The organism is Arthrobacter sp. FW306-2-2C-D06B (assembly GCF_021789175.1).
GTDB lineage: Bacteria > Actinomycetota > Actinomycetes > Actinomycetales > Micrococcaceae > Arthrobacter.
In genome coordinates this window covers 444,847-464,165 of the sequence record NZ_CP084560.1, presented here as the reverse complement: position 1 = coordinate 464,165, position 19,319 = coordinate 444,847, and the positions used below count along the sequence as shown (strand labels likewise).

17 protein-coding genes are annotated in these 19,319 nt (G+C 64.1%); 7 read left to right on the top strand and 10 right to left on the bottom strand.

All coding sequences use genetic code 11. The features are described from left to right. The first annotated feature begins 19 nt into the window (after positions 1-19). Positions 20-1,603: a stealth family protein gene (locus tag LFT47_RS02375; protein ID WP_236814812.1), complete on the top strand. Its 1,584-nt coding sequence runs from the start codon at positions 20-22 to the stop codon at positions 1,601-1,603. Between the two features lie 4 nt (positions 1,604-1,607). Here the strand turns inward: LFT47_RS02375 and LFT47_RS02370 are convergent, their stop codons facing one another. From LFT47_RS02370 to LFT47_RS02340, 7 genes are all read right to left on the bottom strand, one after another. Continuing rightward, positions 1,608-2,549 (bottom strand): phosphodiesterase, encoded by a 942-nt coding sequence (locus tag LFT47_RS02370; protein WP_236814810.1) that lies wholly within the window; start codon positions 2,547-2,549, stop codon positions 1,608-1,610. Between the two features lie 174 nt (positions 2,550-2,723). Then, complete coding sequence (locus tag LFT47_RS02365; protein WP_236814808.1) at positions 2,724-3,806, bottom strand: C45 family autoproteolytic acyltransferase/hydolase; 1,083 nt, start codon at positions 3,804-3,806, stop codon at positions 2,724-2,726. A 6-nt stretch (positions 3,807-3,812) separates the two neighbouring features. Beyond that, entirely contained in the window at positions 3,813-4,640 is an 828-nt protein-coding gene (locus tag LFT47_RS02360; RefSeq protein ID WP_236814806.1) for an ABC transporter ATP-binding protein, read from the bottom strand. Beyond that, entirely contained in the window at positions 4,640-5,515 is an 876-nt protein-coding gene (locus tag LFT47_RS02355; protein WP_236814804.1) for an ABC transporter ATP-binding protein, read from the bottom strand. Before LFT47_RS02355 ends, LFT47_RS02360 begins: the two co-directional genes overlap by 1 nt. Further along, positions 5,512-6,399: an ABC transporter permease gene (locus LFT47_RS02350; protein ID WP_236814802.1), complete on the bottom strand. Its 888-nt coding sequence runs from the start codon at positions 6,397-6,399 to the stop codon at positions 5,512-5,514. The genes LFT47_RS02355 and LFT47_RS02350 overlap by 4 nt, the downstream gene beginning before the upstream one ends. A gap of 4 nt (positions 6,400-6,403) precedes the next feature. Continuing rightward, on the bottom strand, positions 6,404-7,345 hold the full coding sequence (locus LFT47_RS02345) for an ABC transporter permease (protein WP_236814800.1): 942 nt from the start codon (positions 7,343-7,345) through the stop codon (positions 6,404-6,406). Positions 7,346-7,354: 9 nt separating this feature from the next. Next, entirely contained in the window at positions 7,355-8,992 is a 1,638-nt protein-coding gene (locus LFT47_RS02340; protein ID WP_236814798.1) for an ABC transporter substrate-binding protein, read from the bottom strand. 152 nt (positions 8,993-9,144) lie between these two features. Here LFT47_RS02340 and LFT47_RS02335 point away from each other — a divergent pair, with 152 nt between their 5' ends. From LFT47_RS02335 to LFT47_RS02320, 4 genes are all read left to right on the top strand, one after another. Continuing rightward, a complete protein-coding gene (locus LFT47_RS02335) occupies positions 9,145-10,167 on the top strand; it encodes a LacI family DNA-binding transcriptional regulator (RefSeq protein WP_236814796.1) in 1,023 nt (340 codons plus the stop codon). A 185-nt stretch (positions 10,168-10,352) separates the two neighbouring features. Beyond that, a complete protein-coding gene (locus LFT47_RS02330; protein ID WP_236814795.1) occupies positions 10,353-11,825 on the top strand; it encodes an APC family permease in 1,473 nt (490 codons plus the stop codon). 22 nt (positions 11,826-11,847) lie between these two features. Further along, entirely contained in the window at positions 11,848-12,486 is a 639-nt protein-coding gene (locus LFT47_RS02325) for a TetR/AcrR family transcriptional regulator (RefSeq protein WP_236814793.1), read from the top strand. A gap of 49 nt (positions 12,487-12,535) precedes the next feature. Next, on the top strand, positions 12,536-14,203 hold the full coding sequence (locus LFT47_RS02320) for an amidohydrolase (RefSeq protein ID WP_236814791.1): 1,668 nt from the start codon (positions 12,536-12,538) through the stop codon (positions 14,201-14,203). Here LFT47_RS02320 and LFT47_RS02315 read toward each other — a convergent pair. The 3 genes from LFT47_RS02315 to LFT47_RS02305 all read right to left on the bottom strand — a co-directional run bounded on the left by LFT47_RS02315 (position 14,200) and on the right by LFT47_RS02305 (position 16,707). Further along, complete coding sequence (locus LFT47_RS02315; protein ID WP_236814789.1) at positions 14,200-14,685, bottom strand: glutathione peroxidase; 486 nt, start codon at positions 14,683-14,685, stop codon at positions 14,200-14,202. The two genes, LFT47_RS02320 and LFT47_RS02315, sit on opposite strands and share 4 nt — an antisense overlap. A 103-nt stretch (positions 14,686-14,788) precedes the next feature. After that, on the bottom strand, positions 14,789-16,195 hold the full coding sequence (locus LFT47_RS02310; protein WP_236814787.1) for a M23 family metallopeptidase: 1,407 nt from the start codon (positions 16,193-16,195) through the stop codon (positions 14,789-14,791). Between the two features lie 131 nt (positions 16,196-16,326). Beyond that, positions 16,327-16,707 (bottom strand): MarR family winged helix-turn-helix transcriptional regulator, encoded by a 381-nt coding sequence (locus LFT47_RS02305; protein WP_236814785.1) that lies wholly within the window; start codon positions 16,705-16,707, stop codon positions 16,327-16,329. Between the two features lie 96 nt (positions 16,708-16,803). Between LFT47_RS02305 and LFT47_RS02300 the strand changes: the two genes are divergently transcribed. Next, on the top strand, positions 16,804-18,270 hold the full coding sequence (locus LFT47_RS02300; protein ID WP_236814783.1) for an MFS transporter: 1,467 nt from the start codon (positions 16,804-16,806) through the stop codon (positions 18,268-18,270). A gap of 106 nt (positions 18,271-18,376) precedes the next feature. After that, positions 18,377-19,288, top strand: a complete 912-nt coding sequence (locus LFT47_RS02295; RefSeq protein ID WP_236818263.1) for an oxygenase MpaB family protein — start codon at positions 18,377-18,379, stop codon at positions 19,286-19,288. Positions 19,289-19,319 lie beyond the last annotated feature (31 nt).

Sequence of the window (19,319 nt, the reverse complement as noted above, 5' to 3'; positions counted from 1 at the left end):
GAGAAAAGCCATCACAGACATGGACCAGCAAGCAATCTACTTCGGTAGCCCCCCGTCCGACGACGATGCGGTCGTTCCTGAACCGACATCGCCCGCGGTCGACGCGCGCCTCAAGCACCGCGCCGACGTCGTCCGCCACCGCGGCCGCTACAGCTTGCTGAACCAGAACCGCACGCCGCAGCAGGTGATGGTCGAAGACCTCCTCGTGATCCGCGCCGCGCTGGACGCGGCGGGGCTGGACTTCATTCTGGTCCGCGGCAACGACCACCGGCCCGTGATCGCCGTCGACTGGAAGCTCCGGAAGAAACTTCGCCAGGCTTTGGTCTCGGCTTTCCGGAACGAGCCGTTCTACTCCATGACCGTTGACGCGCGGAAGAAATCCACCTTGCTCGTAGCCGACGGCGAGCTCTCGAGCAACCGGAAGGCCAGGATCTTCCGTCTCTTCCGTCCACGCGTGGAACCCGGTGGCGGGCTGACTTACGGTCCTTCCTTGGGCGTGCAACTGGAATTGTGGGAGTTCGACGGCGATCAGCTCGTGTTGCCGGTGGAGAACTCCCTGACCCGGCGAACCATGCTGCGCCAGGATGCCGTCCGGGGGACGGTGGAACGCCACGGGCTGAGCTGGCCGACCATCGAGAACATGTTCGCGGACCACGCGAGCGACATCGACTTCGACGTCGACATCGTCTTTTCATGGGTGGACGGCAACGATCCCGCATACATCGCGGCCCGCCGCGAGCAGATGAAAGACGCCGTCGTGGGCGAAGGCGACGCCCACGAAGCGCGTTTTCGGCAGATCAACGAGCTCAAATATGCCCTGCGCTCCGTGTACATGTATGCGCCTTGGATTCGCCGGATCTACATCGCCACGGACTCTCCAGCGCCGGAGTGGCTGGCCGAGCACCCGAGCGTCAGGATCATGCGCAGCGAGGAGTTCTTCAAGGACCCGACAGTCCTGCCAACCCACAATTCCCAAGCCGTGGAATCCCAGCTGCACCACATTGAGGGCCTCTCCGAGCACTTCCTGTATTCCAACGACGACATGTTCTTCGGCAGGCCCGTTGCACCGGACATGTTCTTCACTCCCGGCGGAATCACCAAGTTCATCGAAGCCTCCACCCGGATCGGGCTGGGAGAGAACGACGCCGAACGCAGCGGCTTCGAGAACGCTGCCCGCGTCAACAGGAAGCTCCTCTGGGAGCGGTTCGGGCGCATCACCACGCGCCACTTGGAGCACACCGCCGCGCCCCTTCGGCGCAGCGTGATCGCAGAGATGGAGCGCGAGTTTCCGGCCGAATTCACCAAGACGGCGGCCAGCAGGTTCCGCGCGGCGGACAACATCTCCGTGACCAACTCGTTCTACCACTACTACTCGTTGCTCACGGGCCGGGCAGTGACGCAGACGGCAGCCAAGGTCAGGTACGTGGACACAACCCTGTGGTCCGGGCTGCACTACCTGCCCACCTTGCTCGCCAAACGCAATGTGGACTTCTTCTGCCTCAACGATGGCAGCTTCCCCGAGGTGGCCGCCGACGAAAGGGCAGGCCTCGTGACGGACTTCATGGAGAAGTACTTCCCGGTCAAGGCGCCGTGGGAGAAGTAGGCTCCTAGCGGCGGATCATCTCCGGGCGCTTCGCGTCAGCTCTCGAACCGCTTTCATGGGTAGGACGCTGGGGAATCCGGATTCCGGCTTCGGCGAGCCGGCGCCTCGTGGCTTCCGGGCTGACGTACTCACCGACAGTCGGCGATTTGCCCAACGGCACCACCGAATGCACGATCGTCTGCTCGTAAACGTGGACCAAGTTGAATGCCTGGGCACCGTCGCGGCCGCGGGTACCACCCTGCGGAACGTTGAGGTCCTGGGTGTAGCAGCTCGCGGAAGCCACCGATACCGGGACGCCGGCGAACATGGCCGTGGTGGAGTAATGCAGGTGACCGCCCAGGATGGAGCGGACATCCGAATTACGCACGACGTCGGCCAGCGCGGCTTGGCCGCGCAGCTCCACGAGGATCGAGAGATCGAGGACGCTCGGGACCGGAGGGTGGTGGAGGGCAAGGATCGTGCCGTCCGGAGCCGGCGTCGCGAGCTCCGATCCCAACCAGTCGAGCTGGCTCTGGCTTAGCTCACCGTGATGGAAGCCGGGCACGGAGGTATCCAGTGTGATGATCCGCAGCCCGTTGACGAAGTAGCTGTGATCCACCGGCGCGTTATTGTCGCTCTGGTCGAAGAGGCCCGCACGGAAATTCGCCCGATCGTCGTGGTTTCCCATCGCCCAGATCACCCGCGCTCCCATCTCACGACAGGCAGGTTCGACGATCGACCGGAGTTTGGCGTAGGCACCGGGCTCACCCTGATCGGCGAGGTCCCCGGTGAAGATTACGGCGTCGGGGCGGACCTTCGACGCATGCACTTCCGAAAAGAGTTGCCTGAGGTGGGCTTCACTATCAACTGTGCCGTAAAGGGGTTCCGACCCTCCCAACAGATGGGAGTCGCTAAGGTGCAGAAGTACGTGTCCTGGCCGCGGGTACTCGGCCTCGATGAGCTCCATTACTACCTTCGGGTCGGTAGGAGACGGCGCCTCCAGTGTCTGCCCCAATAAACCCAATCCAACCAGACAAAAGGCTAACGCAGGGTAACTTACGGTCGGAATGTTGGAAAATTACTCGCGTTGCCCCCGATGGCGGGCTGCCGCACCGGAGTGCCGCAACCCGCCGAAGGGCGCTCAGCCGGCCGGCGGCGTCATGACGCACCACTCCTGGGCGCGGGCGTCGATCGGTGTGCCGTTGGCGACGCGCATTTCGCGCTTCCGGTTTTCCATGGTGACCGTGGCCAGGGTGGCCCAGCGGTTGCCGAACGTCGCATCCGGCTTGGGAACGCAGCAGATCCCGGGCTGCTCGGGGTCGGAGTAGAGGAAGGGCAGGATGTCGTCGACGCCGGTCGATTCCGGGTACCTGCTGAGGCGCGAATGCACCAACGCCAGCCGGTCCTGCGAGTCGGGGTCGTACAGGCCTGGCTTTTCGCCTTTGCCCAGGGCTTCATCCAGGAAATGATTGGTGTGTGCGAGGGTTCCGTTCTCCGGCAAAACAACGACCGCCGTAGCCGGGCTGATTTCCACAGTGACGGCCCTGGTTTCATCCATGATGGTCAGGGCGCTCGAGGTAGTGACGCGCGCGGAGCGCACAATCTCCACGCCATCCTCAACCGAGGACGCGTTGGCCAGTATTTGTGCCGTGAGCAGGTGTATTGGCACGCCGCTCGGCCGATCACAGACGTGACCCAGAATGTTCAAGAAGACTGACACTCCGGCGTCGTTCATTCCGATCTTGCTCAGCATGCCGTGCTCGGTCAGTCCTACGAAATTCCGCTGGGTCCCGGCCACGCTTTGAAGATGCCAGTGCGGGTCGAGCTCTTCGTGCCAGTCCCAGGTCTGCACACCGAAAACATGGTCGGCCACCCTGCCGATCGTGGAGCATTCGCCTGGCCTGGTACCGAGCGCCTGCGAGAGGATCTCGGTCCGGGCGTTGAGGGCACCGATCTGCCAAAGGTCTACGCCGGCACCTGCGGCAACACCCCTCATTTCATCGAGCAGTCCGGGCGACCAGTCCGCCACCTCATCCATAATCCGTTCCGCATCGGCGCGCACCGTTTCCTGCTTGACGCCGACCGTGTGGAAGAGCTTCAGATAGAGGTCGATTCCACCGTGGAGGCTTTCTCCCAGCGCTTCGCTGCGCTGGACTCCCCGCTCAAAGGGGCTCAGGGCATCGATGGCGATGACGGCACGTCGGGTATCGATTTTCTGGTTCATGGATAACTAACTCGCGATCTCTGAATTGAGGTGTTCTATAACTCCGCGCCGCGGCTTCCAGCCGGGCTTCGGCGCGCACTCCAAAAGGAGCCGGGTGTAAGGGGACTGCGGACGGTCCAGCACGTCGTTGACCGTTCCTCGTTCGAGGACCTGTCCTTGACGCATGACAATCACGTCGTCTGCAATGTTGCGGACCACTGACAGGTCGTGGGTGATGAAGAGGTACGTCAGGCCCCTGTCGCGCCGCAGTTCATGCAGGAGTTCCAGCACCTGCGCCTGCACCGAGACATCGAGGGCGGAGACCGCCTCGTCAAGCACGACGATTTTGGGCTCCGCAGCGAAGGCCCGTGCGATCGCCACGCGCTGTTTCTGGCCACCGGACAAGGCCGAAGGCAGTGATTGAGCGTGGGAGTCAGTCAAGCCCACGCTCTCGAAGAGCTCCGAAACCCGTTCCTTGCGCTGGGAGGCAGAAAGCGGGAAATGCGCACGGAGGACCTCGTCAACCGCGCTGCCCACCGGCAAGCGCCGGTTCAGGGAGCCGTTGGGATCCTGGAAAACCATTTGCACGGCGCGGGCACGGGCGCGCTGTTCCTTCCTCTTGATCGACGCAGCGACAGGAGTGCCGGCAATGGCAACCTCGCCCGAATCCTTCGTCTCGAGTCCGACAAGAACCCGCGCCAGGGTGGTCTTGCCCGAACCGGATTCGCCCACCACCGCCATGCAGCTGCCTTCCCGCACCAGTACGGACACGTTGTCCAGGGCGCGGATCGGCGCATGCTTGCGGCTGGTCCGGAAGGTCTTGTTAAGGCCTGATATTTCGATGATGTTCGCCATCACAGTGTGCTCCCAATCTGTGTCTCGGCAGAGAGTTTCGCAGCCGGGGTCCCGACGCCGGTGCTGCCGCCGTCGTCCGCGCGCGGTGCGGCGCCATTGAGCGTCGGCCGGATGCTCATCAGCATCTGGGTGTATGGGTGCCGGGGGCTGTCGCGGATCTGCTCCGGAGTGCCGATTTCCACGATTTCCCCGTACCGCATGACCGCCAGGCGGTCCGTGACCGCGGCCGCCAGGTCGAGATCGTGCGTCACGAAGATCATGGACATCCCCAGGTCCCGCCGTTTCTCGTCGAGGATTGCCGCAACCTCAGCCTGTGTGGTGACGTCCAGCGCCGTCGTCGGTTCGTCCGCCAGCAGCAGCCCCGGCCTGCCGGAGATGGCGGCGGCGATAGAGACGCGTTGGAGCATGCCTCCTGACAATTGGTGCGGAAACGCCTTCAGCACGCGGTCGACGCTGCGGATTCCTACTTGCTCAAGCATCTCGCCGGCGCGGATTCGCGCAGCTTTGGCGTTGCGGCCCCGGGAATCCGCCATGCTTTCGAGCAGGTAGGTCTCGATCGGCAGTACCGGGTTGAGCGCGGCATGTGGATTCTGGGAAATCAGGGCGATCTTACTGGCGCGAAGCCTGCGCATCCGCTCTTCGGGCAGGGTCCTGAGGTTCTCGCCGTCGAAGACAATGTCTCCGGTGACCACGGAATTACGCGGCTCGATCCCAAGGATGCATCGCAGGGTCATCGACTTTCCGCTGCCGGATTCGCCAACCAGGCCGATGGCCTCACCGCGCTCGATGGTGAGCGATATTCCCTTAAGTACGGGCGTTTTGGCCCCGGACTCGGGGTTGATGATCCCGAGCTCCAGGTTGCTGATGTCAATCATTGCTTGCTTCTTCCTGCTGCTGCGCGGCCGCCCAGCCGTTCGCCGATGTAAGCCATGGCCGCAACCGTGGCCACAATGCACACGCCGGCGTAGAGGCTCTGCTCGGGGAAACCTTGCTGAAGCGATTCTTGGCCGTTGGAGATCATCAGGCCCCAGTCGGCCGCTGGTGGTTGGATGCCGAGGCCCAGGAAGGACAGCGCTGCCAAGTCCACGATGGCGTAGCCGAAGTTGATCGTGGATCCCGTGAGGATCTGCGTCCACACGTTCGGCAAGATGTGGCGGAGGGTGATGGTGAAGCCGTCGATTCCCTGCAGTTCGGCGGCCTTCACGTACGGCAGGCTCCGCTCGCGAAGGGCCACACTGCGGATGACGCGGGCGCTGTAGGGGATGTACGCGACAGCGAGGGCAATGGACGCGGTCGCCAGTCCTGGCCCGAAGATGGCAACCCCAAGGATCGCCAGCAACAGGCTGGGAAAGGCGAAGAGCACATCCAGGACCCGGCCGAGGAAGGCGTCCGCTTTCCCGCCGAACCACACCGCCGTGAAGGCCAGCATCGATCCGGCAACCGCCGTGGCGACGACCACGATCAGCGGGCCGACGAGGCTCGTCCGGGCGCCTGCGATCAAGCGGGAGAAAATGTCGCGCCCGGCCTGGTCCGTGCCAAGAAGGTGCTCGGCGCTGGAGCCAAGGTGCCTCTGGGTGACGGAGCCGACCGTGGGGTCGTAGGGCACAAAGAACTGGCCAACCAGGGCCGCCAACACCACGACGGCGACGATCCCGGCGCAAACCATGCCGATCCAGCCCAGCCGGCGCCGGCCCGAGGCGCGGCGTCCTTGGGCTGGCGTGCCGGTTGCGCTCGCCAGGACTGCGGTTTCGCTTGCCATCAGTTCACTGTCCTTTCTTCAAGCTGACGCGGGGGTCGATGACTGCGTAGAGGAGGTCGACCACGAGGTTTACGATGCCGAAGGCCACCACCATGATGAGGGCGATCGCCTGGACGACGGCGAAGTCCTTCCGTTGGACCGAATTCACCAGCAAGGCACCAATCCCGTCCAAGGTGAAGGCGTATTCGACCACGAAGGCACCTGCGATCAGCCCCGCAATCTGCATGCCGACCGCTGTCGTTACCGGCAGCAGGGAGTTGCGGACGGTATGGCGCCAGACGGTGATCCGCTTCGGCAAGCCTCGCGCGACCGCGATGAGCACGTGCTCCGATTCGCTCTCTTCGACGATCGCCGTCCGCGTGATCCTAGCGACGACGGCGATGGAAGGCAGCGACAAGGCCGAGGCCGGCAGCGTGAGGTGCCATACCCGGTCGACGACGCCGTCTCCGGCGCCGAAGACCGGGAACCAGCCGAGCCCCACGCTGAAGACCCACATGAGGACGAGGGCTGCGAAGAAGGTCGGGACGGCTATGCCCAAGTTCGATGCGAAGATCACGATCCGCTCGGCCACTCCCCCGCGGGTACCGGCAAGGATGCCTAGCCCGATTCCGGCGACGATGATCAGGACCGCCGCGAAGGCCGCAAGCGAAAGAGTCGTGGGAATCCGGCTGGCGATGAGGGTTCCCACATCTTGCTGGGTGAGCAATGAGCGGCCCATGTCTCCTGTGAAGAGTCCGGACAACCAATTCCAATAGCGGACAGGAAGGGGGTCGTCCAGGGAGTATTGGCTCCGGATTGCCGCCAGTACCTCTGGGCTGACAGTGCGGCCCTGGACGAGGAACTGTTCAGGACTGCCCGGAGCCAGGTACAGGCCGCCAAACACGATCATGCTTGAAGCGATCAGCACTCCACCGAGCGCCAAGAGCCTACGGACTAAGAATCTCAAGACTGCCGCCTATTTGCCCGTGCCGCCCAGGTCAGCGGCCCAGGGGTAGTAGAGGTAAACGAAGGAGGCAGGAACACCTGTGATGCGCTTGCTCATGAAGAGCCGGGTGGAGCTGTCGACTACCGGGAGCCACGGTTCCTTGTCCATGATCAGGGCTTCGGCCTGTACCGTGAGCCTCGCACGGGCATCGTCGTCGGACGTGGCTTTGGCCTTTGCCAGCAGATCGGTGATCTGGGGATCGGAGAATCCGGAGTAGTTCTGCATTCCGTTCGGGCCGGCGATGGCACCGAGGTGGATAAGGGGATCGGCTACGTTCATGTAGTTCGTGGTGACGAAGGCGTCAGCTCCCGCACGGGCCTTCGGATCGGAGAAGAACGCGCCGAACTGCGCACCCGGCACACCGCTGGGTTCGATCGTCAGTCCGAGTTTGGCGCCCGCGTTGGCGAACTCGGAGATGATGTCGGCGTAGAACGTCCGGTCAATCGGGTAGACGATCTTGATGGGTTTACTCAGATCCACCTTGGCGTCCTTCAAGACCTTCTTGGCTTCATCGAGGTTCGGCGTCGTCGAAGGAAGGTTCTTGCGTGCATCTTCGAAGATCGAGCCGCCGTAGTTCCAGCCGCCGTTTGGCACCAGCGACTGGGCCGCCGTCGACGTTCCTTCAAATACCGTCTTGGCGATCGCTTCACGATCCGTGGCGAGGGTGAGGGCCTTGCGAACTGCCGGGTCGCCCAGCGTGCCCGTGCCGGTGCTGATGATGGCCATGTTTTGCAAGGACTTGCCGTAGAAGAGCTGGCCGTTGGTGGACTTTGACAGCTGGCTGATGGCGCTCAGGGGAACATCGTAGCTTCCGTCGATGGCACCGGTGGCGAGGGCGTTGGCGATCGAGCTGGGGTCGGTAATGAACTGGATTTCGATCTGCTTGGTCTTGGCCTTCTTGGCGGTGTTCCAGTATCCGTCGTACCGGTTCAGGGTGATCGAGGCTCCCTGCTTCCACTCGCCTACAGAGTATGGCCCCGTGCACATGACGCCGGCGCCGGGGTTGCCGTAATCGACGCCGGCCTTCTCCCGCTGGGCCTGTTCCACCACGGCGCCGATCGGCGTCGCGAGCTGGTTGTTGAAGGTGGCATCAGGGGACTTGAGCTTGACCGTCACTTCGTTGGGACCGGTCTTGTCGACCGAGGCGATATTGGCCGTGACATCGGACGCCCAGTAGCTGATCTCCTTGGGATCAAGGTGGCGTTTGAGGCTGAAGACGACGTCGTCCGCCGTCATCGGCTTGCCATCCCAGAACGTTACGCCGCTCTGCAACTCGTAGACGTAGGTGATGTTGTCGACGCTTTTGGCGCTCTTTGCTAGGTTCGGTTTGATGGAAAAGTCCGGCTGGATCTGGAAGAGGCTCTCGCACAGGTTGGAGACCACGGCGCTTGCGGGGTAGTCGGCGCTCTTGATCGGGTCGATCGACGGCGGCTCGCCGAAGTTGTTGTTCCAGACGATTTTGTCCAGGTTTGTCGTGGCCGCGGGGGTGGTGACGAGCAGGTCCTTCGAGTTGAGTGCATCGGGAGCTTTAGCGGCGGCACCACCATTGCACCCGGTAAGGAGGAGCAATAGGCCAGCGGCTCCTGCGCTGATGAGTTTCTTATTCAATGGATCTCCCGTACTTCTTTTGGTAGGGGCCGCCCCAATCGGCTGCTGATTGCTGTAGTGACGCTAATCACCCAAAACGTTTTGGGCAACACTTCGGCGAAAATTAACAAAACGATTTCGGTAGGGCACCCAGGAGGCATACCCTTGCAGCTATGACGCAGCGAAACGCACGCTCCACCATCCGCGACGTAGCCCGCGAAACGGGGGTCTCTGTGACCACCGTTTCCCACGCGCTCAGCGGAAAGGGAATCGTCGCTGAAGCCACCCGTGCGAGGGTGATCGAGACGGCGCGAAGACTGCGCTATCGGCCCAACGCCGTCGCCAGCGGCCTTCGAAGCAACCGGCTGGGAATCCTTGCGCTTGTGCTTCGCCCGCTGGACACCCTCGAGTCATTCCTCCCGGAGGGGGTGGACTACTTTCTGCGCTTTGCCGGGGCCGCCTCGCTCAGTGCCCTGGAACACGGCTACGGACTCATGCTGCTCAGCGACCCCACCTTGCCGGATGCGCCCAGCATCGCTTTGGCCGCAGACGGCTTCATCATCACCGAACCCGTGGAAAACGATCCCGTCATCGACCTGCTTCAGGCCGAAGGAATCCCCCTGCTCACGGTCGGCAAGGACCTCGGCCGCCCCGGCTACGATGCCTGGATCGAGACAGACACCGTCAAGATCACCCAGCAAGTGCTCGATCATCTCGCTGAGAACGGGGCGCAGCGGGTGGCGATCGCCGTTGGAACGGACCGTAACTCCTGGAACATCACCACGGAAGCCAGCTACCGCGAATGGTGCTCGGCGCGAGGCCAGGAGCCCATCGTCGTAACCCAGCGGGAAACGAGCGGCACCCTTGGCGGAAGGGCTATCGGCGAGGAGATTCTCTCGATGACAGATCGGCCGGACGCCGTCTACTGCCTCACGGGGCGCCATGCCGCCGGAATGGTGGCCCGGCTGGGAGAGGCCGGCATCGTTTCCCCCGCGGACATCCTGATCGTGGCCGGCTCGGACTCAGAGCAGACCCGCAACAGTGTCCCGCCCATCAGCGCCATCGATCTCGAACCGGAGGTTCTCGCGAGGGCCGCTATCGCCGCACTGGTGGAACAGTTGGGCGGGAACTCGAAAACCGGAGGCCACGCAGGGACCGACGGACGCTTCATCGTTCGAGGCTCCAGCACCCGCTAGCTGTAAGTCCCAACGCCCGCTCATTAGAGGTGAGCGAGCGTTCAGCGAAAGGGCAATAAACGTGAGCGAGCGCTCGGGGAAAAAGCGGCAAAGGTGAGCGGGCGTCGGCGGTGGCGTGGGTTCGGAAGCAAGCCCCAAGATAGGCCCTCTTGACTCGAACGTGTGCCGCCCCTCACAATAAGCGAATGGCTTTCACTAAAGAAGAGGCGGCACTCGTGCCGCCCGCGCCCGTCAGCGTTGACGGCGGATTGAAGAAGAACGCAATCGGCACTCGCGACATTGTGTTCATGTTGGTGTCAGCGGCCGCTCCGCTGACCATCGTCGTCGGCATCGCCCCGCTCGCTCTCGCGGTGGGCGGCGTCGGCGCTCCCTCCATCTACATCGCCGCGGCTATCGGCCTGGGCCTGTTCGCGATCGGTTTCATGGCACTCACCCGCCACGTCCGCTCCTACAGCGGCTTCTACGGCTACATCTCGAAAACCCTTGGTCGCGTGGTCGGCCTCGGCTCCGGCCTCACCGCTTGGATGAGCTACAACGGCCTGCAAATCGGCCTCTACGGACTGCTCGGTATCCAGGCCAACCTCGCCGTCAAATCCTTCACCGGCGTGGAACTTCCGTGGTGGCTCTACGCGATCGTCTCAATCGGGGCCGTCTGGTACCTGGGCTGGCGCGGGATCGACGTCGGCGCCAGGGTCCTCGCCGTCCTGCTCACCCTCGAAACCGCGATCGTTGCCATCGTCGCCGCGTTCGTCCTGGCCCAAGGCGGCGCACACGGCATCAGCTTTGAATCATTCAGCCCGCAGGCCATCTTCTCCCCGCAGTTCGCCGCGGTCCTTGGCCTGGGCTTCTCCGCCTTCATGGGATTTGAATCCGGAGCCCTGTACCGGGAAGAAGCCCGGGACCCGGACCGCAGCGTCCCCCGTGCCACCTACATCTCCGTCGCCTTCATCGGCGCGTTCTACGCCTTCGCCGTCTGGATCATCGTCCAGGCCTTCGGAACTGACGCCGTCCAAGCGTTCGCCGCCGGCCACCTCGACGCCGGGGACACCGCTTACATCGCTGCGGGCAACTTCGCGGGCGGCTGGTGCGTGAACCTTATGAGCGTCCTGATCGTCACCAGCATCTTCGCCGCCCAACTCTCCTTCCACAACACCATCAACCGCTACACCCTGTCCCTCAGCCGCGAGGGCATCTTCCCGAAACGCTCCGGCCGCATCAGTCCGCGATACCGCACCCCCTCCGTGGCAGGCTTCGACCAGACCCTCCTCGCGCTCGCCCTCGTGATCGGCGCGGCCCTGCTCCAGCTGGACCCGTTCACCCAGTTCCTGATCTGGACGAACACCCCGGGAGTGATCGGCGTCCTCCTCCTGCAGGCCCTCACGGGCGTCGGCGTCGTGGTCTTCTTCACCCGCCTCAAGGACCACGGCCTTCGCTGGTACGTCATGCCTTCCGCCGTAGCAGCCACGATCATCATGTGCGCAGTGACCTACCTGATGGCCACCAACGCCCAATTGCTCACCGGCCTCCCGGCCGGGGACCCCGTCAACACCACACTGCTCGTATTTGCACCGCTCTTGTTTGCGGCCGGAACCGTGCTGGCCCTCGTGCTGCGCAAGGTCAACCCGGCCGCCTACCAACGGATCGGCCACGCCGAGTGATCCCGGAGCCTAGTCTTGAGGAATGCAGACTCCCAGCAAAACCAGCCAGCTAGGACGGCCCCGGACACCGAGGCTCTCGCGGAAGGCGATCGGCCGCGCGGCGCTTGAGATGTTCGAGGAGGAAGAGAGCCTCTCGATCCCGCGGCTCGCGGAACGCCTGGGCGTCAGGCAGTCATCTTTCTACAAGCACGTCACGGGTCGCCAAGAGATCATCGAACTGGCCCGTGGCGCGCTCGTCGACAGAGCTCCGATGCCCGAGTTGCCGTCCGGCAGCCTCGACGACGTCATCCGCGAGATCTTCGACTCCCTCCGCAAGGCCTACAGCCTGGTGCCTGCGCTCCTTCCCCTACTGCTCACGCAGCCGGTGTCACACCCGGCAGCCCTGGAGCGATACGACCAGTTTGTCGAAGCGTTCGAGATCGCGGGGGCGCCACGGCACCTCATCATTCCCGCGCTGGAAACCCTCGACAGCGCAGCGATCGGAGCGAGCCTCGACGCAATGACGATGGAATCCGCGTGGAGCATCAACCAAGAGGAGGAAGGCACTTATCCCCATCTGTTCGCGGCAAAGAAAGCCGTGGCAGAGCACCCTGTAGACCGCTTCGCATTCCTGGCCGATGTCCTCTCGGCAGGATTGAAGGCAGCCATCGACGACGACTGATCCCCACCGGGCCGGCGTCGGAAACCCGAACACAACAAGGAGTTACATCGTGACCACGCCCGAGCCCATCGATCTCGTCATCTTCTCGTCCAGCATCCTCCACGGTGAGGCGCTCACAGAGACCGCCGGATTCGTCGCCATCTCACATGGCCGCATCGCGCACGTCGGCCGCGCCGAGGCTGCCGATGAATGGACTGGACGAGCCAAACAGGTGATCGACGTCGGCGACGCAACTGTCTGCCCCGGCCTGATCGACGCCCATATCCACCCTATCCACGGGGCGGAAATCGCCCGCGGCCTTGACCTGGGCGGGATCACCGAGCTCGACGGCGTCCGCGCGGCCCTTGCGCGGTACGCCGCTTCCACGCCGCACGCAGTCGGCTCCGATTGGTTGTTCGCTTGGGGCCTCGACCCAGTCATCTTCGGAGATGCGGTCTTCGACAACTCCCTCTTCGACGGCATCCTCGACGACGAACTCGTGTTCATCACCCTGTTCGACGGCCATGCCTCGCTCGTCTCCGACGCCGCCCTCAAGCTCGCCGGCGTCACCGGAACGGAAGAACTGCCCAGCACCGGCTACGTCGGGGTCGACCAGCACGGCAAGCCCAACGGCATGCTCTACGAAATGGCCGCCCAGGACCTCGTGAGCGGCGTCCTCCCCCAACCCTCCTTCGATCGGCGGGTCGACGAACTCGGGGAACTCCTGCGCTCCATGGCCGAAGCCGGGCTGGTAGCAGGCCAGATGCTGGACTTCGGTGCCCCGGACACCGTGGACGTGCTGGAGGCCCTCGAACGCAGGGGCGAGCTCGCCATCCGGCTGCGCATCTCCCCGTGGGTCATGCCCGGCGCCACGGAGGAGGACCTGAAGGCCATGCTGGCGATGCAGGGCCGGCACGGCAGTCGCTGGCACGTTCGCGGCATCAAGCTCATGATGGATGGAACCATCGACAATGGCACTGCGTGGCTCTTTGAACCCGACACCCACGGAGAATCACTCCACCCGCTCTGGCGCGATCCTGAGGCCCTCGCCGCAGCCATGAAGTTCTTCCACGAACACCGGATCCCCACCACCACGCACGCCATCGGCGACAAAGCGGTGTCCTTCGTCGCGCGGACCATCGGGGCTCTTCCCAAGAACGGCACGGTCCACCGGATCGAGCACATCGAGTCCATCCCGGATTCGGTCTTGGCGGAAATCATCAGCGCAGGTGCCGCAACGAGCCTGCAGCCGACGCATTGCGCCCTCTACAGCCGCGCCGACCACACCGACAACTGGTCACGCAGGCTTGGCAGCGAACGGGCCAACCACGCGTGGCGGACCCGCGATCTGCGCGACGCCGGAGCCATCGTCGCCCTCGGATCGGACTGGCCTATCGCCCCTTTCGACCCGCGGGCGATCATCGCCTCAGCCCAGACGCGCCGCCCGGCCGGCCGGCCCGACGTCGAGCCCGTCCAGCCCCAGCAGGCGCTGTCCGCGCGTGCCGCGCTCGAGGGTTACACGAGCCAATATTGGCGGTCTGTCGGTGAAGAAGGCGGAATCGTTGAACTGGGAGCCCGCGCCGATCTGACGGTGGTCCAGCACAATCCCTTGACCGCCGCGCCGGACGAATTCGCTCAGACGCCGGTGATCCTGACGGTTGTTGACGGGGAAATCGTTGTTGACAACCGTCAGGACCTCACCGAAGGAGTCAACCGCGGCTCGTTCCAGCCTGCTTAGGCGAGGGCCTCTTCGAGTGCCTCGATGAGCTTTTCGGAATCGGGCTCGACGGCGGACGGGAAGCGGGCGAGCACCTCGCCTTCGCGGCTCACGAGGAACTTTTCGAAGTTCCACTTCACCTTCTGCGCTTTGGAGCCGTCGGCCGTCCGGGTGAGTTCGGCGTACAGGGGGTGCTGCTCCTTGCCGCGGACCTTGGCCTTGCTCGCGAGCGGGAACGAGACTCCGAAATTGCGCTGGCAGAAGTCCGCGATCTCGGCGTCGGAACCCCGCTCCTGGCCGGCGAACTGGTTGCACGGCACACCCAGAATCTCGAATCCACGGTCGCGGTATTTGCCGTAGAGCTCCTCAAGTCCCGAGTACTGGCGCGTGAAACCACAGTTCGACGCCACGTTGACTACCAGCACGGCTTTGCCCTCGAAACGCCCGAAGTCGGCCTGGGAGCCGTCGTTGAACGTCAAGGGGATGCTATAGAGCGGGGACATTGAATCGCTTCCTTACGACGTGGAACCTTGGCGAACTGCCGCATTCGAGTCTACGCGCGGCAGGGCGGCTGGACGGGCTCCGGGAAAGCGATGACTTCTACGGCTAAGGGGTCGTTTTGGTGGTCGCGGTGGCCGACGGCTTGGGGCTCGCGGGCGCTGACGGCGTGGGCTTGGTGGGGGCCGGCGTCGCGGGCGCCGGCGGGACTGACTGAGTGTGCGTCACGGTCGGTACCGGCGCGGGGAGGCTCGACGTCGGCGCCACCGTGGGCGGGACGGTCACCACAGGCGGTGCTGTCACTGTGGGCGTCGGTGTCACCACAGGCGCCTGTGTCACGGTAGGAGCCTGAGTCACGGTAGGACTCGGGGTGGCAGTCGGCGTCGGCGTCGGTGTCTTGCTTGGAGTGGGGGTTCCAGTCGGCGTCGCAGTCGGCGTCGCAGTAGGGGTTCCAGTCGGCGTCGCAGTCGGCGTTCCAGTCGGCTTCGCGGTCGGGCTAGGCGTCCCGGTGGGTGACCCCGTCGAACTCCCGGTGGGTGACGCCGTCGGCGTCTGCGTGCCTGTAGCGGTCGTGCTCGGCGGCGCAACCTTCGCTTCCTGCACCCCGCCGGTCACCGCCTCTCTCGAGGGCACGGCTCCCTCAGTCGGCACGGCCCCGGGGATGGACCAGACCGACCCCGCCGAGGTCGCGGTGGCGGACCCTGGCTGGTAGCTGACCATCGGGATATCGCCGAGGGGATCCACCTGCTTGGTTGGCAGGAAGGTCCAGTTCATAGGGTTGGTGTAAACGCCGTTGAGGATCGTCTCGAAGTGCAAGTGGCAACCGGTCGAGGAACCCGTGGTTCCCACTCTGGCAATGACCTCGCCTACCCGGACCGATTGCCCCTTGGTCACGGCAATTCCCTGAAGGTGGTTGTAGGTGGTGACAAGGCCGTTGCCGTGATCAATTTCCACGCGGTTGCCGCCACCCCACGGGTGCCATCCCACGGCCCGGACAACGCCCGAGTCGGCTGCGTAGACGAGCGTGCCGCAAGCCGCGGCGAAATCCTGGCCCCAGTGGAACTCCCCGGGCAATCCGGTGAAGGGATCAATCCTCAACCCGAAGGGAGAGCTCGGAAGCAGCATTTCGAGCGGCGCGTACAGTTTCCCGGCAGGGGGCCGGTCGAGGGAACTCGATGAGACGTTGAGGGTGCCGACGCCGTTCTTGTCGAGGGTTTGGACCGGGGATCGTTCAAAAGACACCGCGGCTTGGTCACCTGCCTGGACCGGGGCCGATGACGGGCTTTGAGGCACGGCCTCCTGCGCGCTGGACGTGGCACCATCCGTGGGGAGCATGCCGGGTTCGACTTGGCCCGTGGCCAAGGATCCGTCGCTTGCCTGTCGCCCCAAACTCGGGCCCTGGAAACCAAAAGCCAGGATCACCACGACAGCGAGGAAGCAAGCCGAAAGGACCCGGCCAAATTTTCGTGTGAGTACCAGATCGACAATCCGGGCAGACTCATGATGCTTTCCCACAGCGGCTCCTGAGACAGGCGCTCATCCCCAGTACGGGCGCGCTTGTCCCATTGTGGCCGCTATGAAATCGAATGGGAACACTCGACTTCATACTTGGCCGGTCCGCGAAACACTCGCCGGAGCGTAGCGGGCTACTCGCCGAGGTTCTCTTTCAGCAGCGCGCGGTGCTCGACGGCGGCATCCGAATGCAGCGTGCGGCCGGCGTCGGTCAGCTCGAGGTACAGCGAGCGGCGGTCATCGGTGCAAGTTACGCGGGAGACGAGTCCGGCTTTCTCCAGGCGGTCAACAACCTTGGAGACGGCGCTCTGGGTCATGGGAGTCCGCTCCCCGAGTGCCTTCATGCGGCAGGCAGAGTCGACGCTTTCGGCAACGAGATCGAGGATTTCGAATTCGTTCAAGCCGATGTCGAACTTGGCTTCGAGGGCGCGGTCGATGGCGGCCGCGGTGCGGAAGTACGAGTTCTGGATGCTGCGCCATTGCTCAACCAGCTGGCGATCCTGCGTTGTTGCCATGGCCCGATTCTAGCCGAATCCCCAGATAAAGTCCACGTCATAAGATTCCTAGTCATATTCCTTGTCATTGAATGACGTGTCATATAGATTGAAACCATGACTTCACCAAGCACCCTCACTAGATCTGCCGAGCAGCTCCATACAGCCGTCCGCTGGAGCCGGGCCCAGTGGCTGCTGCTGATGGTGGTGTGCACGGTCCTGGCTCTCGACGGCCTGGACGTTTCCATGGTGGGCGTAGCCCTTCCCTCCATCGGCCACGAACTCCACCTCGGAACCGATTCCCTGCAGTGGATCGTTTCCGCTTACGTCCTGGGCTACGGGAGCCTCTTGCTCCTGGGCGGACGGCTCGCCGACCTGTTGGGCCGGCGTCGGATCTTCCTGATCGCCTTGACCGTGTTCGCTGCTGCTTCACTCCTCGGCGGCCTCGTGGATGACCCCACCCTCCTGATCGCCACGCGTTTCGTCAAAGGCCTGGCCGCGGCGTTCACTGCCCCTACCGGGTTCTCAATCATCACCACCAACTTCGCTGAAGGCCGCGAGCGCAACAAGGCGCTGTCCATCTTCACCACGTTCGGCGCGAGCGGCTTTTCGCTCGGGCTGGTGGTCGGCGGGCTCATGACCAGCTTGAGCTGGCGCTGGACGTTCCTGGTGTCGGTGCCGATCGCCGTCGCCGTCGTGGTTCTTGGCTTGCTGTTCATTCCCCGGGACAGGCCGTCCACGGAAAAGAGCGGCCATGATGTCTGGGGCGCTGTCACCCTCGCGCTCGGCATGCTTGGCCTCGTGTACACCTTGGTTTCAGCTCCGGAGAAGGGCTGGGGATCTGTGGCAACAATCGCCGGATTCGCTATCTCTGCTGCCGTGCTGGCAACCTTCGCCGTCATCGAAAACCGGGTCAAACACCCCCTCATCCGTTTCGGCATCCTTCGTGAAGGCTGGGTGGCCCGCGCCAACCTGAGCGCGGTTGGACTGTTCGGTTCCTACCTGAGCTTCCAGTTCATTCTCACCATGTACTTGCAGTCGGTGCTCGGCTGGTCTCCCCTGGGCATGGCGCTTGCCTTGCTTCCCACCGGGCTGCTGGTGGCGACGAGCGCACCCTTCGCGGATAGGTTCATCGAGAAATTCGGCGCCCCGAAGCTCATCCTCGCCGGCCTGACCGCCATGGGACTTGGCTACGTCTTGTTCCTCCGCGTTGGGACCTCACCCAACTACGTGCTCGACATCCTGCCCTCGGTCATCCTGCTGGGCATCGGTTTCGCCTTGGCCTTCCCGTCCATCAACGTCCAAGCCACCGCTGGAATCCGGGATTCGGAGCAGGGGCTGGCCGCCGGACTCATCCAGACCAGCACGCAGGTTGGGGCGGCTTTGGTCCTTGCCGTGACGACGGCCCTGGTGAGCGGGCATGACACCGGCGCAGGCACCAGCAGCACGCTCAGCGCGGCGGCCATGCTCGATCAATACCGGCCCGGCCTGGTCCTGAGCGCTGCCGTGGCAATCGCGGCGCTGCTGGTGGCAGCGTCCCCGGCACGCCGCCGTCGGGCACTTACTGAACAACCCGCAGCCTAAACGGATTCGCGCAAAGGTGCCGGCCCGCTGTTACCACAGCAGGCCGGCACCTTTGCGTAAACAAGGCGGCACCTTGCGCCAACAGAATGCTGCGCAACAATGGACCATGGTCAACTTCCTGAAGAAGTGGCAAGCGGAACTGCGGACGACTTTTACGGGTCACCCGCAGTCCACGCCTGACTGGGTGCTGCGGCTTGCGGAGGGAAACGACCCCGGATACCACCTTCCCGGATCGGCCGTCTGGGCCGTCCACGGGTCCATGCCCACGATCGTCGCGGGAATCCGGGTGCTGCTCATGCAGTCCCTGCACCCCGGCGCCTTGGCGGGCGTGTACGACCATTCAGGCTTCAAAAGGGATCCCCTCGGCCGGCTGGCAAATACCATCCGTTGGATCTTCACCGTGAGCTACGGCTCCATGGAGGCAGCGCAAACGGCAACCCGCTTCGTGCGGCGGGTCCATGACTCCGTCAAGGGCAGCTACGTCGACGCCCAGGGACAAACCCGCGAGTATTCAGCCAACGATCCCGAGCTTCTCCGCTGGGTCCACGTGGCGTACGCGGATTCCTTCGTGGCGGCGCACAGGATCTGGGGAGGTGCTGTCCCCGGCGGCGCCGACGCGTACATCCGCGAGTGGGCCCAGGCCGGCCGCCTGATGGGAGTCGAGGACCCTCCCCTGAGCCTCGCCGAGGTGGCGTCGGAAATGGACCAGTGGTATGCCTCCGGCCATCTCCGCGCGGACGAGCGGCTCAGGGAAACCATCGAATTCATCCGATATCCCCCGTTGAAAGCGTCGCTGCAACCCGGTTACCGGATTTTGTTCGCCGCGGCCGTGGCCAGCCTGGAACCCCGGTATCGGGAACTGTTGGGGCTGGAAAAGGCCCGTTTTGGCCCCATCCCGCTGCCGTCGATTCTCGCCGCGCGGGTGGTCCTCGCCGTCGTGCGCCTGACTTTGGGCCGCAGCGGCCCCAGCGAGCAGGCCGCCCGCCAGCGGTTGCGGCGCTTGGGGTACGAGGCATAGACGCAAAGAAGCCCGGCGGAAGGGCTTGTGG

Coding starts and splice junctions, on each gene's coding strand:
- LFT47_RS02375 (WP_236814812.1), top strand. CDS start 20: ATGGACCAGCAAGCAATCTACTTCGGTAGCCCCCCGTCCGACGACGAT.
- LFT47_RS02370 (WP_236814810.1), bottom strand. CDS start 2,549: ATGGAGCTCATCGAGGCCGAGTACCCGCGGCCAGGACACGTACTTCTG.
- LFT47_RS02365 (WP_236814808.1), bottom strand. CDS start 3,806: ATGAACCAGAAAATCGATACCCGACGTGCCGTCATCGCCATCGATGCC.
- LFT47_RS02360 (WP_236814806.1), bottom strand. CDS start 4,640: ATGGCGAACATCATCGAAATATCAGGCCTTAACAAGACCTTCCGGACC.
- LFT47_RS02355 (WP_236814804.1), bottom strand. CDS start 5,515: ATGATTGACATCAGCAACCTGGAGCTCGGGATCATCAACCCCGAGTCC.
- LFT47_RS02350 (WP_236814802.1), bottom strand. CDS start 6,399: ATGGCAAGCGAAACCGCAGTCCTGGCGAGCGCAACCGGCACGCCAGCC.
- LFT47_RS02335 (WP_236814796.1), top strand. CDS start 9,145: ATGACGCAGCGAAACGCACGCTCCACCATCCGCGACGTAGCCCGCGAA.
- LFT47_RS02330 (WP_236814795.1), top strand. CDS start 10,353: ATGGCTTTCACTAAAGAAGAGGCGGCACTCGTGCCGCCCGCGCCCGTC.
- LFT47_RS02325 (WP_236814793.1), top strand. CDS start 11,848: ATGCAGACTCCCAGCAAAACCAGCCAGCTAGGACGGCCCCGGACACCG.
- LFT47_RS02315 (WP_236814789.1), bottom strand. CDS start 14,685: ATGTCCCCGCTCTATAGCATCCCCTTGACGTTCAACGACGGCTCCCAG.
- LFT47_RS02305 (WP_236814785.1), bottom strand. CDS start 16,707: ATGGCAACAACGCAGGATCGCCAGCTGGTTGAGCAATGGCGCAGCATC.
- LFT47_RS02300 (WP_236814783.1), top strand. CDS start 16,804: ATGACTTCACCAAGCACCCTCACTAGATCTGCCGAGCAGCTCCATACA.
- LFT47_RS02295 (WP_236818263.1), top strand. CDS start 18,377: ATGGTCAACTTCCTGAAGAAGTGGCAAGCGGAACTGCGGACGACTTTT.